Raw genomic sequence first — 15,145 nt, 5'->3', positions numbered from 1 at the left:
TAATGATTCGGAAAAACAGGGCGTTCTTTTCCGGGCCATTTGCTGGTAATAATACCCTCTATGGCTCTCCTGGGGCGTTACAGACAAATCATAGGTTTTGTGCTTAAATGTAAAATATAATCTTTTTAGTCAGCAGCAGGATATTGAAAATTAGCATGGGAGTTAATTGAATTAGGGGGAAACAGAATGTCGAACATGAATAAATCTGCTTGGAAGAAAACGATTCTATCCGTTATGGCGTTGATTATGCTGTCTGCTTGCGGAGGACAGAAGGGAGCAGAAGAACCTGTCACACCAGAGGTTCAGGCTCCGGTTGAAGCTCCGGTAGAGAAGCCTGACGAGAAGCCGGAAGCATTTACCGCACCGCTTACAGGCATGCCGCTTGAGGAGGCCTCCAATCGGAGACCGCTCGCTGTCATGATTAACAATGCGCCGGCTGCCCGGCCGCAATCCGGCCTCAGCAAGGCGGATATCGTATATGAAGTGCTGGCTGAGGGCGGTATAACGCGCTTGATTGGTATTTTCCAAAGCCAGACAGATATTGAGAAGATCGGTCCAGTCCGCAGTATCCGTCCGTATCTGATTAATATAGGAGAGAGTTACGGAGGTGTCCTGGTTCACGCGGGAGGAAGCCCGGAAGCTTATTCGATCATTCAGAGACAGGGCAAGCAGGATATGGATGAAATCGGAAATGCAGGCGCGTATTTTTGGCGTGATAAAGATCGGAAAGCTCCGCACAATTTGTACACCAGTGACGAAAATCTGCGTAAAGGAGCGGACAAGCTTAAATACTCTGCAGAAGTAACCATACCGCAGTATCCGTTTATAAAGAATGAGAAAGATGCTGAAGGACAAGCTGCTAATACTCCGGCTGGTGAGCCGGCGGCCAAGGTGGACCTCACGTTCTTGCTGAAGAATTATGTCGTCGGATATACCTATGATTCGGAGTCGAAGCTGTACCAGAGATCCATGAACGGCAAGCCTCATATCGACCGGAATGATGAGTCAGTCCTTACAGCAGCTAATGTCATTGTGCTAGGGGCTGCTCATAAAACGCTGGATGATATCGGAAGATTGGCTATCGATGTTAATTCGGGCGGCGAAGCGATGCTGTTCCAGGAGGGACAGGTGATTCGGGGCCAGTGGGTTCGCGCTGAAGGGGATGTGATCCGCTTTGTAAAAGATGGAAAAGAGGTTCCGTTAGTGCCGGGGACGACTTATTTCAACATTGTTCCGAACACTCCTAGTTTTGAAGCACATGTGACAATAACTAATCCTTAATTCGGATAAAGTGGGATAATCGTCTCCAAAGGGGGTAAGTTAATATCATTAGTTGAAAAACTGTGCTATTTTTTACTAAAAATCAGGTGGTATGAGGATCGGCGAAATAGTTTTTGTACACACGTTTCTTGGGATGTGATAAGATATATAAGGTTGTCTTTTCCATTCATTTCAACGTTCTTGGCAATTTTCCGTAAAGGGGTTAGAGTATGAAATTGAAGAAAAAGGATATATTCTTTCAGACGTTGGAGAATATGGCCGACACAATCGTGCAGGCAGCAGATTACTTCTCACAGCACGTTTCTAATCTTACAGATGTCACAGGCTTTGCTAATGAAATGAAAAAATTTGAGTCTCAGTGCGATACGTATACGCACACCATCATTACTGAACTCAACAAAACATTTATTACGCCAATTGAACGCGACGACATCATGGATTTGACAACCAGTATGGATGATGTAATAGACGGATTGGAGGCTACCGCATCAAGGTTCTACATGTATCAGTTGGGACAGCCCGACGAGTATATTGTGCAGTTTGCCGAAATTTTGCGTCAGTCTTCGTACGAGATACAAAAGGCTATTCATCTGCTGTCGCAGAAGAAATTGCTGGCTATTCGCGAGTACACGATTCGCCTGAACGATCTTGAGAACCAAGGGGACGAGCTGCTGCGTATCTGTACTAAACAATTATTCGCTACCGTATCCGATCCGATCGAACTGATTAAACGTAAAGAAATTTACGAACGTCTTGAGATGACCACGGACACTTGCGAAGACGTGGCTAATATGCTCGAATCTATCATTATGCGTAACTCGTAAGGAGTCCTGAATTATGGATACAACTTTGTTCGTATTAGGGATCGTCGTATTTTTGGCACTAGCATTCGACTTTATTAACGGATTCCACGATACGGCTAATGCTATTGCAACTTCCGTGTCGACGCGGGCGCTTAAACCTCGTACGGCAATTATCATGGCTGCATCGATGAACTTCCTGGGTGCAATGATGTTTACCGGAGTAGCCAAAACAATCGGAGGCAGCGTGGCCGATCCGACCAAGCTGGATAACGGTATTCAGGTTGTTATTGCCACACTGATTGCTGCGATTATCTGGAACCTCGCTACCTGGTGGTTCGGTATTCCGTCCTCCTCGTCCCATGCACTGATTGGTGCTTTGGCAGGTGCTGTGTTTGTCGGAGCGGGCAGCGATAAACTGAACTATGCAGGATTTACGGATATTGTTCTGGCACTTATACTGTCACCTATTATTGCTTTTGTAGTCGGCTATTTAGTCATGCAGCTGCTTAAAGTGATATTTGCCAAAAAAAGTCCGCATACCGTAAACAAAGGCTTCCGCACCATGCAGATTTTTACGGCAGCTCTTCAATCCTTTACCCATGGTACGAATGATGCTCAGAAGGCGATGGGGATTATTACATTCGCGCTGGTGACATCGAAACAGATTACCGAGATGGAAGTTCCTTTCTGGGTTAAGGTGTCTGCTGCTACGGCAATGGCGCTCGGTACGTCGGTCGGCGGATGGAAGATCATCAAAACGATGGGTACCAAAATATTTAAAATCGAGCCGATTAACGGGTTCGCCGCTGATTTTACAGGCGCTTCTGTTATATTCTCGGCAACACTTCTTCACCTGCCAATCAGTACAACGCATGCGATTACTTCAGCTATTCTCGGTGTCGGGTCAGCCAAACGCTTCTCAGCCGTTAAATGGTCGCTTGCGGGTCGTATTGTAGTGACTTGGTTCATTACGATTCCAATCACGGCAATTCTTGCAGGTATTATCTTCAAAATTTTATTCTAGAATACGAACCATACAGATAAATAGGATAGTGTGGAGCCAATCATATAAGATTGGCTTTTTTTGTTTAATATAAAATATAGAAGAAACTAATGCTTGAGAGAGTGGGGCTAGACAAATGATCCGAACATTAGCAGTAACCCGAAGTCATGAGGCGGTGGTTGGTCTTCCGCTGGAGGAACTGCAGCTTGAAAAATATGAATGGGTATGGGTTGATTTTAATGCACCAACACCGGAGGAATCCCGGATGCTGGATACATATTTTCATTTCCATCCGCTTGCGGTGGAGGATTGTCTATATATACTACAAAGGCCAAAGCTTGACCATTATGATGACTTGCAATTTCTTGTTCTTCATGCCCTTGATCCAGATCATCTTGAAGCCGTAGAGGTTGATTTCTTTTTGTCTCCTTCCTTGTTTGTGTCCTTTCATAAGCAGACATTAAGAGAAGTGGATGAGGCTTGGGAGCGGGTATGTGAAAGTGTGAAAAAAAGACATGTTAAATCAAATGGACCCACATACTCCGCTTATACGGTAATGGATAAATTGGTGGATCAATATTTTCCGAGCTTGTTCGCCATAGAGGATGAGCTTGCAGAAATTGATAGTAAAGGCGAACAGGAGTCCATAGAAGAATTGATGCATCAGGTTTTTGAGATACGCTCCAAGCTGCTGAAGCTGCGGCGGACGGTTGTACCGATGAGGGATCTGCTGTATCGGGTCCTTAATTCACAGCATGTTCAGAAGCATGGACACCATGCATATTTCTCTAATATCTATGATCATTTGCTGAAGCTTACGGATATGATTGAGGTGGACCGGGAGATGACTGCGGATTTGCGAGACAGCTATATTTCGCTGAATTCCAATCGTATGAACAGCATTATGAAGACCCTGACGGTAATTACGACGGTCTTTATGCCGCTGACGCTGATCACGGGTATTTATGGGATGAATTTTGATGTGATGCCGGAGCTGCATTGGCGCATGGGTTACGGTCTAGTGCTTCTGCTCATGTTCCTGCTGAGTGTGTGGATGGTATTGTGGTTCTCAAGACGGGGCTGGTTTAAATAGGAAGACGGGTATAACGATTCACTCCTCCTGTGAAGGGTAAAAGCAAACAGAGGAGAGGATTAACGATGAATAACAAGATTCGACTTCCGTTCAGAGCCAAAAGGAAACACCGTTCAGGAGAGCCCTTGCACTCCCGGCTCCTGCGAAGAGTACGCGGGCAGACAAGTCGAAGAAGACAATTAACCATAACGAACCGCTTTGAGGTAGGTATGATTCTAAGCGAGATCGTGACTGGTTTCTTATTTATAGCAGGAAGCATTTCGATGTTTTATTCTCCAAGGAAGAGTATTACCATTGTACTGTATCTGATCGGTAGTATAATGATGCTGCTTCGGTCGGGTCTGCGCGCTTCCTATTGGTTTCGTCTGAAATCTATGGATCAGAAGGGTACGAATACCAAGGATGAAACTGCTGACAATGGAGATTGGAGCAGATAGGGTTTTCGCGAGCAGCGAGCAGTAGAAGTAACCTTTCTAATACAGTCTCCATATGAAAAAAGGCCAACCGGAACGAAAGTCACATGTCTGCTTTCGGCTGCCGGGTTGGCTTTATTTGTTTATATTTTGTTTATATAAAGATAACATACTGTGTGTGTTATATGACTTCATGAGCCAAATAGAGTTTATGGATAGAACATAAACGGCTTAAGCGCGTCTGCGCTTTCGGCCGCCCGAGGAAGGTCTGCTTGAACTATTCCGCCGTTTTCCCTGAGAACCGGAGGAACGCCGTTTCGGTCTGTTCCCATGGCTGTGGTCGGAATCACTGTTAGAGGCTGCGGATGCACCGCTTCCTTTTTTGCCTAAGAGTCCAGTGAAGAGAGACATCATGGGAGCGAGCTGCTGAAATCCCTGTATCACTTTTTGAAACTTACCTACGTTTGCTACAAGACCGTCAATACCGCCCATTTTCTCGATCATTCCTTTGATATCAACGCTGCTGAGGTTAAGTCCCCCAAGTAAGCTTGCTAATCCGCCGGAGCTGCTGCCTGAAGAATCAGATGTTCCAGATGACACGGGAGCGGGATAGCCTGCACTTGATGCTTGGATTTCTCCGAAGGAGGACATCGAGGACTGCTCTGTGGCGGTGTAGGGAGAGAAGGAAGAAGAATAATCGGCTTCAGTCGGCAAATCGGCATATGATTGAAGACCCGGATAAGAGGTTGAAGGCGCCAGTCCGCTGATGGATCGATGATTAGAAGAGCGGCGGTGATGGTGATAATGGTGATGACCTGACATATTTACTTTCCTTTGTTGTTTGGTTTACTATACTGTATGAATTAGGCGGGCTAAGGGATTAGGCGGATGCCCTGGATTACGGGATAGGAGCGGAAACGGGCGGGTGCCTATAAGAACGGAAATGGTATATAGAGCTTTATTTTGACAGAATAATGTACAGGATATGGTCATTCTGCAGTGCGTGAAATCGTTAATGCTTGAAAAGACTGTATCAGCTCAGGTACAATGAAGAAGTGTACAAGTAACATTAGGGGTGATCCAGTGCAATTAAAGAAATTAAATGATAAAAGCATCGATCAATTATTTGAAGCGATTTTGACACTCAAGGACGTGGAAGAGTGCTATTTATTCTTCGACGATCTTTGCACAGTCAATGAAATACAATCTTTGTCCCAGCGTCTGGAAGTTGCCCGGATGCTCGGCAAAGGATCCACATACAACCAGATAGAAGCTGAAACGGGAGCCAGCACGGCTACGATCTCGCGTGTGAAGCGTTGTCTGAACTACGGCAATGACGGATATAAAATGACTCTGGAGCGGATGGGTCGTTAAGATGAAGCCGGGAGTGCTGGTAATTAGCCATGGCTCGAGAGAAGCAGCTTGGGTTGCGCTTGTTGACGAGGCAGTCCGGGAGCTGTCCAGACATGTGGATATTCCGGTATCAGCTTCCTACCTGGAGTTAGTCCCAGGTCGTCTTATTCAGGATGGTATATATGCGCTGGAAGACCAGGGTGTCACGGACATGCTGGTTATTCCATTGTTCGTCTCTTCCGGCAGCACGCATGTCGATGAAATAGCATACGCTTTAGGTGTAAAGGCTGCTCCTGATAAGGAGACAGATCTGGAGCCGTTCGAAGTCAAGGCTCGGGTTCATTTCGGGACTCCGGTGGATGATGATCCGGATATTGCTGTCATGGTATGGGAGAAGGTACGCGAGCTGTCTGAGGACCCTCGAAATGAAGTTATTCTGCTGGTGGGACATGGAAGTCGGCATGAGCTGTTTCGCACCCGCTGGGAAAAGGGTATACATTCTTTGGCCCGGCGCATAGCGGATATAAGTGGAGCGTCCGCGGATGCTGCACTGCTGAGTCCCGGGAATGTACGAGAGAAGGCAGCAGAGTGGAAGGAGCGCGGCTGCGAGGTGATCGTGGCTCCGCTTTTTTTAAGTGAAGGGTATTTTACGGAGAAAGTGATACCGGATCGGCTTGAGGGGCTTTCATGCCGTTATTCAGGCCGGACATTGCTGCCGCATCCATTGCTTCCGCAGTGGATGCTGCGTCAGGTCCAGGATCTTCTAGAACCCTTGAAATCATGAGTACAGGTGGCGTATCGTAAATGAGAAAAGCACGTTTAATTTATAATCCCACCTCTGGGCGGGAGGAAATGAAGCGGCGACTTGCCGACGTCCTGCAGCGTTTGGATAGCGCAGGTATTGAAACCTCTTGTCATGCGACAACCTGTGAGGGCGATGCGACCCTTGCAGCTACGGAGGCAGTGGAGCGGGGATATGACCTGATCATTGCTGCCGGAGGAGACGGAACCTTGAACGAAGTCATCAACGGCATGGCGGAGAAGGAGAATATCCCACCTTTGGGTGTGTTCCCGGTGGGGACAACGAATGATTTTGCGCGTGCGCTTGGCATTCCGAGAAATTGGGAGGACTACTGTGATCTGGTGATCCAGGATAAGACCCGGCCGATTGATGTTGGAAAGGCGAACGATCGTTATTTCATTAATATAGCTGGCGGAGGTACGCTTACAGAGCTCACATATGAGGTTCCAAGCAAGCTGAAGACAATGATCGGCCAACTCGCCTATTATTTGAAGGGGCTTGAGAAAATGGTCAGTTTGGCACCGCAGGAACTGATTATTAAAGCAAACGGACAGGAAACGATCCACGATGAATTCATGGTGTTCCTCATTGCGAACAGCAATTCCGTAGGCGGCTTTGAGAAGCTTGCTCCAGGCGCAAGAATTGATGATGGTCTGTTCGACGTTATTGCGCTCAAGAAATGCAATCTGGCCGAATTCGTGCGTGTCGTATCACTCGCCGTGCGGGGAGAGCATCTGAACGACAAGAAGGTTATCCATTTCCGGACGAATTATATGGAGGTTGTCTCCCCTGGTCCGGTGCAGCTGAACCTGGATGGTGAGTTCGGAGGTGTGCTGCCCGCAACCTTCCGCAATCTGCCTCAGCACCTTCGGATTTTCGCATAAGGCAGGAAATGAATTGAATGTGACAGGAAGCTCCCGTATAATGATGGACGGAGCTTCAACGGGCAGCTCCCTCCGGGAGCTTTTTTTTGTTGTGGTGTTGAATGAATGATTATGGATGTTGTTGATTGAGGGAATATAGAGTTGTATGGGCGAGTACTCCATATGGCGCATTTATATATACAGATTGGCTATACAAGTTGAATGGAAAGAAGTGAACAGCACATCATGAAGAAGAACGGCAGCGGACGCGGTCCGCGGCGCAGTAACAAGCCTTCAACAGTCATTGCCGGGCTGCCGGTGGCGAAGAACGACGAGGTTGTCATCGACATGATCGGCATGAACCATGACGGCGAAGGCGTGGGCCGCGCGGAAGGATATACATTGTTCGTACAGGGAGCGCTGCCGGGCGAGAAGGTCCGTGTGAAGGTGCTCAAGACGAAGAAGCAGTATGGCTATGCGAAGCTCCTGGAATTGATGAAGGCGAGTCCTAACCGGACGGCGGCACCTTGTCCGATCTACGATCAATGCGGCGGCTGCCAGCTGCAGCATATGGATTATGCCGGGCAGCTTGCGTGGAAGCGTCAGCTGGTGGTGGACAATCTGGAGCGGATCGGGAAGCTGCGGGTGGTTGGAAGTGCTGCGGTGACGGAGAAGGATGGAGATCGTTCGGATGGACCAGCGGCTTCAAGGGATGACTCGCGTGAGATCGGACAAGGCGAAGCGGTAAAATTTGTGCCGGATGACAGCCATGAGGGGATTGTGGTACGCCCAACCCTTGGCATGAATGAGCCTTGGCGTTACCGCAACAAGTCTCAGGTGCCCATCGGCGTAACCGAAGGCGGCCTGATTGGCGGCTTCTATGCCCGCGGCAGTCACCGCATTATCGACATGGAGACATGCCTGATTCAGCATGAGCAGAACGATGTGGTTGTAAGCCGGGTAAAGGCAATTGGGCAAAGACTCGGTGTGAGTGCGTACAACGAAGAAACAGGACAAGGCCTGCTTCGCCATGTGGTCGTGAAGATCGGCTTCGCTACCGGAGAGATGATGATTGTCCTCGTCACGAATGGTGAGCGGATTCCGCGCATGAATGAGTGGATCGCTGCGATCCGCGAGGAGCTACCGGCAGTGGTGAGCATCTGCCAGAATGTGAACACACGCCAGACGAATGTGATCTTTGGGGATGTAACCCGTGTCCTGTGGGGACGCGAGGTCATCTATGACTATATCGGTGATGTGAAATTCGCCATCTCGGCGCGGTCATTCTATCAAGTGAACCCGGCACAGACGGAAGTACTGTACAGCAAGACGGTAGAGTATGCCGGACTGACCGGAAACGAGACTGTGATCGACGCATACTGCGGCATCGGTACCATCTCACTGTTCTTGGCGCAGCACGCCAAGAAGGTGTATGGCGTGGAGATTGTAAAGGAAGCGATTGAAGATGCGCGAGCCAATGCTGCGCTTAATGAGATGAACCATGTAGAGTTCGAGGTTGGCGCGTCAGAGGATGTCATCCCGCGCTGGAAAGAGCAGGGCATCGAAGCGGACGTGATCGTTGTCGATCCGCCTCGCAAGGGCTGCGACCCGCGCCTCCTGGAGACGATCCTGGAGATGAAGCCGAAGCGTGTGGTGTATGTGAGCTGTAATCCAAGCACACTCGCAAGAGACTTGCGAATGCTGGAGGATGGCGGGTACAAGACTGTGGAAGTTACACCGGTGGATATGTTCCCGCATACGGTGCATGTGGAGTGCGTCTCGCAACTTATTTTAAAAGAAGGAAAGTAACCCTTTTTAAAGAAGACAGCTAACCGCCCAGGTTGTTGTCTTCTTTTTGCGTTTCAAAGGGATATTCAATAGAAACCATCATTTTTCCTTAAAGGATGAATGGTGGTTTCTTTTTGTTTACGGAAGTGCACTGAACCTATGAAAAGGCCGGAAACATAGCCATAGATTGCTACTAACAAAATAGGATTTTACCCTCTATTAGTAATAAGAATCTGCTAAGATATTATAGTTTGAGTTTAATGCAAAAGGAGATTTACATTTGAAAAATGCAAGGAAAATAGCGGTATTTCTTATAGTTTTGTTACTAACTACAAATCTAAACGTGATGGTATCAAGTGCATCAAAAATTAACCCCTTACCATTTGAAGATGCACAGCTAGGTAGAAATAGTAATGCTTATTTATCTACATATTCAAATCTATCTACCGTAATGAAAGAAAGGTTTATTAGTAGAATTTCTGTTCCTGCAATGGAGGCAAATGAAAGATGGGGAATCCCTGCTAGTGTTATTATTGGCATGGGAATTCTTGAAAGTGGTTATGGAACAACAAGGATCGCTATACATGCGAATAATTTTTTCGGCATAAAAGTATGGGGATATAACCCGAAAAATGCTTGGCAGCTAAAAGGGCAGCCTGATGAAGATTATGAACCGGTACCTGTTTTAGTTGATTATGGGTATGATCGAAAAATATTTGACGAAAGTAAAAGAAGAGATAACTGGTATCGAAAGTTTAATTCTTATAAAGAAGCGGTTGATTATTTAGCAGGAAACTTACTATTAAATCAAAGATATGGTTTCGCAAAAACAAATTATGAAAAAAGAATTAAAAATGGTTGGAGTTTGGAGAAAGCAGCCAAAGAGTATCTATACGATATTGCCGAAGCCGGATATAACCATTTGGGTGGTGAATACTATCGAAATAAAGTAGGCAAGGTAATAGACGAATGGAATTTAACTCAATATGATAATAAAAAATTCCGGGATGTAATAGGGCATTGGGCTGAAAAAGAAATTATGTTTTTAGCGGAACAGGGTTGGATTTCTGGCTATCCTGATGGAACATTTAAGCCGAATATGCCAGTAACAAGAGCGCAAGCTGCTAAAATTATAAGTGATTTTCTAGGGCTGACTCCAACAAATGAAAAAATTTCATTTAGTGATGTTAATCAAAACCATTGGGCTCTAGATGCAGTTAATTTAGTTGCCCAACATAAAATAATGAATGGGATTGGCAATGGACGTTTCGCTCCCGATGCGACGGTAACTAGAGCGCAAATGGCACAAATCATTTATAATGCAGGTTTTTATAGCCGTTCTAATAATCAAATGAAATCATTTATAGATGTAGGCCTCAATCATTGGGCATATGAAGCAATTGAAACGATGAAACAAGAAGGAATTCTAAATGGCTACAGTGATGGTCGATTCGGCCCCTATGATTCCACATCCAGAGCGCAATTATCAGTTATTATTTATCGATTATATGAAAGAGGGCATGAATCCTCTAAAAGGGAATCGATCCTATATAATTAAAACCAACAGCACCAATGTGTTGCCACATACACTCAACACATGTAGAGAATGTGGCGTTGTTGATTAGGAATGATGTAGACCCAAAATAAACCCGTGCTATTCGTAATAAACTCGTGTTAAAAATCGAATAAAGACGTGATAAAATCGTCAAATCGCTAAATTGAGCACTGTGCAAACCCAGATCCATGCGATTACCCAGAGCCGACCGATCTTCGGGATTTCTTCCTGTGATTCGGAAGGCTTTTTGATTTTTAGCTGATTAACTTGGGAAAGAAAAAGGTGAGAAATGGGCTGAGATGCTTTGCTGGACTTGAGGTTTGGACGATTGGAGAGGGCATGAGTGGGATCTGCGAATTTCTGTCCAGAATTTCAAACAGATGTACTTGCCATAGTTCAGTTGTCAGATGAGTAGCTCTGCGCTTCAAAAATATCCGGATAAAATGTAAATTTAACCCTTACCCCAGGGGAAAATCGGTTATCGCGGTCTACATAATGGAAGTCGTTGAGAAAGCAGGTCAGCCGATGAACCACAAAAAAATTCTCCGTTTGATGCGCAAGTTTCACTTTTTCGCCAGGGTACGGAGAGCAAACCCGTACCGCACAATGGCCAAGGCAACAGAAGTTCACCGTCAGGTGCCCAACCATTTGAACCGCCAGTTCAACCAACAGGAGCCAGGGAAAGTCTTCTTGACCGACATCACCTACCTGCAGATCGGTGGTGGGAAGACCGTTTATTTGTCTTGTGTGAAAGATGTGGCGACAAGAGAAATCGTTGCTTACGAGCTCTCGACAAGTCTTCAGATGGAGATTGTATACCGAACATTAGCGAAGTTGCAAAGCTTTTATGGAATCTTCTGCATCCAAAAGCAATGATTCATTCCGATCAAGGTTTCCATTACACTCATCCAGAATACCAATCTCGCGTGAAAGAGATGGGGCTCTTACAAAGCATGTCACGGAGGGGAAACTGCCTTGATAACGCTCCGATGGAATCCTTCTTCGGGCACATGAAGGACGAAGTTCCTTATAAGCAAGCAAACAGTATGGCAGAACTAAAATACTTGATTGATGATTACATGGACCACTATAACAATAGAAGAAAGCAATGGACACTAAAGAAGATGACTCCGGCAGCTTAGCCGCTTAAACGGCACATTCCTTTTTATTAAACTGTCCACTTTATAGGGCGCACCCTGAGGGAAATCACAGCGTGCGCGGCCGGTTGCTGTTTACCGAGGACGAGCAGCCGATGGTTGCCCATATCTGGGACGATAAGCCGGAGTATTTTGAAAAAAATGAGTATCGATATGGCGAAAATGGGATTTAAGGGAATCGATATCAATATGTGGTGTCCTGTTCATAATGTGGCTTCCAATGGGAAGGGAAGCGGGTTAATTCTCCGTCCAGAGCTTGCAGCTGAAATCATACAAGCAGCAAAAGCAGGGGGATTGCCTGTAAGTGTCAAGACGAGACTGGGTTTCACAGAGGTTGATGAATGGCAGGACTGGCTGACTATATCTTGAAGCAGGACATCGCTAATCTTTCGCGAGAGCACTCGTGAAGTATGATTCGGACAAGCAACAGGAGCTTGCTCAGCAGTATTCTCCGGGAGAAGGCGCCTACATGCTGGAGGTAGTAAAGTTCATTCCGTTAGGTTAATATAAAGCAAACAAAGCTGACACGGCATCCCGTTGTCAGCTTTGTTATTGCAAGTCATACTTCACTATTGCTCGGTAATCAGATCGGTATATATACCGTCACCATGTTCCCTTCAAGATGACTTCATCTATGCGCTGCCGGAGCATCTATTTTCTACAGCCCATACTTGGGAGCGATAACTGCCGCGATCTCCTGTAGCTGCTGCTTAGCTGAAGCATTGATATCTTGTTCCTTGCTGCCCTGCAGGATGCTCAAGAACTTCCCATAATGCTTTGCTGCCTGATCGGCACGCCCTCTCTCCTTATTCTGCTTGGCGGTTTTCAGCGTGTTCACCAGCTGCTGCTTGAGCGATTGCTTCACTTTTCCAGCTGCTGCCAGCTGCTCGATGACCGAGGCCAGTGTATCACTCTCAGCGGATACATAAGGAAGCTTGAACAGGTTGGGACCTTGGGTGTAATAGATGCTTCCGTCCGGTCCGAGGGCTGCCAAGCTGACCTCGTTAACCAGAATCTTGGACTCCATTGTCTCCGTGTCTACAACGAACAATTGTCTTCCTGCGGTTGTATACAGCAAGCCATCCTGACCCCATCTCAGGAAGAACGGCCGATACATGCTGCCGGTATTGGCGCCAGGCGTAAGGCGCTTGCTCTTCACGATGGTCTCCGTATCCGGATCAATGGCGAACAGGACACCGTCTACATCCGCTGCTCCCCATAAAAGTCCATCCGGTCCCCATTCCAGATCTCCGATAACGCGCGCTTCCCGGCTAAGTCCAGGGATACTCAGGGGATGCTCGGAGAGCTTGCTGGCAGAGGCTACATCCCAGACGAACCATTTTGCTTCTGAAGCTGCAGGCGTAGAGCCGAAGCCGCCAGTGATAGAGGTTCCTCCGTATACCTTGCCGTCTCGGTAGGCTACACCGACGATGCTTTGATCCTGAACCACATTCCGGTGAACGCTGGCGTTCACTTCGCCGTTGACGTCTTCCTCTAGGACGGTCAATGCTCCGCCCAGCAGGCCATAGCCGGGAAAGGTTCCGATGAACAACTTATTGTCTCCTGCCTCCATAATAAAAGGACGGTCCTGGTTGTCCTGAATATCATAAGCCAGATTTGGGTTTCCTTCGACGGACCCGTTCAGATAATTCAGCGGGAGGTCAGGATCATGCCGATACATTACCGCCCCGCCATAGGTGCCGAAGTACATCTTGTCTTTGTAGATTCCCATACCCTCTGTCTGGTGGAAGGATGGAAGCGTAGCTTCAAAGCTCTGCTTGTTGGTATCGAAGATCGTCAATCCGCGCTGGAAGCCGCTAATGTACAGCTTTCCTCCCGGTCCCATCTCCATCGCCTGAACCTCTACGCCTTTGGCATCAACTTGGGGCGTTGCCATCCGAAAGGAACCGGTGACAGGATTGTAGAGCATCGTTTCGGTGTAAGCAGCCATTGCCGCCAATACCTGTTGCCCCTTGTCCGGCCCTTCGTTCAACGTCACCCAAGTATAGGCTTTGAAGGCAGTCATAGGAAGAGGAGGAATGCCTTCGATGAGGGCGACCTCGTCATTTTCCAGATTATAGCTATAGAAGGCAGTTCCCCTCTTATAATAGATCAGCTCCGACTGATGCGGGGATGGCGGGGAAACAAGACTGTCATATAACAGGGTGCGGATATGGGTATTCGTCGCTTGGTCCAGAACGTAGAGAGTGGAGCTGCCGGAGCGGACAAGCAGCTTTCCGCCGTATACCTGGACATCTGCAATCGTATTGACTTCACCTTCGTTCGGTATCGGAATGCGAACCTTCTCACCGGTTTGAATGTCATACCGGATGAGATAGGCATCCGATCCGATACCTACATAGATATAATCCTCGGTTACCCCGATGCCCCTGGCATACATTTGGCCTTCCATCATCGTGCCGAGATCCCTGAAGGTTTCGCTCTCTACATCGAACTCGAACACTTTGCTGTCAGGATAGGTAGCCCCGTAGATTTTTTTACCGTCCGGGCTTGATTCCAGCTCCCAGACGCTCTGGCTGTTAGTTGGATTGGGGCCAAGCTCCGTTACTTGGCGGGCTTCCGGGTCATAGCGGAACATGAGCTGCCCGCCGGAAAAATACACCCTGCCGTCTGGAGCGGTATGTACGGCTGTTACGACATCTGCACCGGGAATGACCTGCTCAAATATACGCTCACCGGTTTCCAGCTCCACCGCGTAGAAGGTTCCTGGTACACCTGCTACAAAAATATACTGCTCATTCGTTCCATCCGCACGCTGTCCGAAGGAAGCACCCTGAGAAAGTGGAATCTGAACGGCTTCTCCCAAGACAATGGGAGCAGGAGCCTCCGGCAGCGGGCTGCCCGCAGCAGAAGCAAGGGCAGGCGGCAATAGAGAGGCGGCAAGACTGATGCTTAATAAGATAGAGCAGAAACCTCGTTTCAACGTTTGTTCATCCTTTCTAATCTGGGATAGGCAAAAGAAAGCGTTTTTATATTATGTCATAACTAAGTATATATTTCCTTTGCTAGACTG

12 protein-coding genes and 2 pseudogenes are annotated in these 15,145 nt (G+C 47.4%); 12 read left to right on the top strand and 2 right to left on the bottom strand.

Features of this window, described 5'->3' with window-relative positions; all coding sequences use genetic code 11:
* Positions 1–186 precede the first annotated feature (186 nt).
* From BN1234_RS05565 to BN1234_RS05545, 5 genes are all read left to right on the top strand, one after another.
* Complete coding sequence (locus BN1234_RS05565) at positions 187–1,281, top strand: DUF3048 domain-containing protein (protein ID WP_245640101.1); 1,095 nt, start codon at positions 187–189, stop codon at positions 1,279–1,281.
* A gap of 209 nt (positions 1,282–1,490) precedes the next feature.
* Entirely contained in the window at positions 1,491–2,105 is a 615-nt protein-coding gene (locus BN1234_RS05560; RefSeq protein WP_054955668.1) for a DUF47 domain-containing protein, read from the top strand.
* A gap of 13 nt (positions 2,106–2,118) precedes the next feature.
* Complete coding sequence (locus tag BN1234_RS05555; RefSeq protein ID WP_054955667.1) at positions 2,119–3,108, top strand: inorganic phosphate transporter; 990 nt, start codon at positions 2,119–2,121, stop codon at positions 3,106–3,108.
* 115 nt (positions 3,109–3,223) lie between these two features.
* The gene (gene corA, locus BN1234_RS05550; RefSeq protein WP_054955666.1) at positions 3,224–4,180 is read left to right on the top strand and encodes a magnesium/cobalt transporter CorA; all 957 of its coding nucleotides are present in this window, start codon (positions 3,224–3,226) and stop codon (positions 4,178–4,180) included.
* A gap of 65 nt (positions 4,181–4,245) precedes the next feature.
* Positions 4,246–4,617, top strand: coding sequence for a YrhK family protein (locus tag BN1234_RS05545; RefSeq protein WP_054955665.1), 372 nt, complete (start codon positions 4,246–4,248; stop codon positions 4,615–4,617).
* 207 nt (positions 4,618–4,824) lie between these two features.
* Here BN1234_RS05545 and BN1234_RS05540 read toward each other — a convergent pair whose 3' ends face one another.
* Positions 4,825–5,415, bottom strand: coding sequence for a hypothetical protein (locus BN1234_RS05540; protein ID WP_054955664.1), 591 nt, complete (start codon positions 5,413–5,415; stop codon positions 4,825–4,827).
* Positions 5,416–5,676: 261 nt separating this feature from the next.
* Between BN1234_RS05540 and BN1234_RS05535 the strand changes: the two genes are divergently transcribed.
* The 7 genes and pseudogenes from BN1234_RS05535 to BN1234_RS05505 form a co-directional block, all read left to right on the top strand.
* The gene (locus BN1234_RS05535; RefSeq protein ID WP_054955663.1) at positions 5,677–5,967 is read left to right on the top strand and encodes a YerC/YecD family TrpR-related protein; all 291 of its coding nucleotides are present in this window, start codon (positions 5,677–5,679) and stop codon (positions 5,965–5,967) included.
* 1 nt (position 5,968) lies between these two features.
* Positions 5,969–6,730: a sirohydrochlorin chelatase gene (locus BN1234_RS05530; RefSeq protein WP_054955662.1), complete on the top strand. Its 762-nt coding sequence runs from the start codon at positions 5,969–5,971 to the stop codon at positions 6,728–6,730.
* Between the two features lie 20 nt (positions 6,731–6,750).
* Positions 6,751–7,632, top strand: a complete 882-nt coding sequence (locus tag BN1234_RS05525) for a diacylglycerol kinase (RefSeq protein ID WP_054955661.1) — start codon at positions 6,751–6,753, stop codon at positions 7,630–7,632.
* Positions 7,633–7,857: 225 nt separating this feature from the next.
* On the top strand, positions 7,858–9,420 hold the full coding sequence (gene rlmD, locus BN1234_RS05520; protein WP_054955660.1) for a 23S rRNA (uracil(1939)-C(5))-methyltransferase RlmD: 1,563 nt from the start codon (positions 7,858–7,860) through the stop codon (positions 9,418–9,420).
* 259 nt (positions 9,421–9,679) lie between these two features.
* The gene (locus BN1234_RS05515; RefSeq protein ID WP_245640100.1) at positions 9,680–10,957 is read left to right on the top strand and encodes an S-layer homology domain-containing protein; all 1,278 of its coding nucleotides are present in this window, start codon (positions 9,680–9,682) and stop codon (positions 10,955–10,957) included.
* Positions 10,958–11,418: 461 nt separating this feature from the next.
* Positions 11,419–12,096: pseudogene (locus BN1234_RS05510) on the top strand (IS3 family transposase); the annotation flags it as partial.
* Between the two features lie 50 nt (positions 12,097–12,146).
* A pseudogene (locus tag BN1234_RS05505) lies at positions 12,147–12,503 on the top strand (tRNA-dihydrouridine synthase); the annotation flags it as partial.
* A 266-nt stretch (positions 12,504–12,769) separates the two neighbouring features.
* Here the strand turns inward: BN1234_RS05505 and BN1234_RS05500 are convergent.
* Positions 12,770–15,055: a WD40 repeat domain-containing protein gene (locus BN1234_RS05500; RefSeq protein WP_054955659.1), complete on the bottom strand. Its 2,286-nt coding sequence runs from the start codon at positions 15,053–15,055 to the stop codon at positions 12,770–12,772.
* Positions 15,056–15,145 lie beyond the last annotated feature (90 nt).

The organism is Paenibacillus dakarensis, assembly GCF_001373415.1.
Taxonomy (GTDB): Bacteria; Bacillota; Bacilli; order Paenibacillales; family Paenibacillaceae; genus Paenibacillus_AQ; species Paenibacillus_AQ dakarensis.
This window is presented reverse-complemented; position numbering and strand designations above follow the sequence as displayed.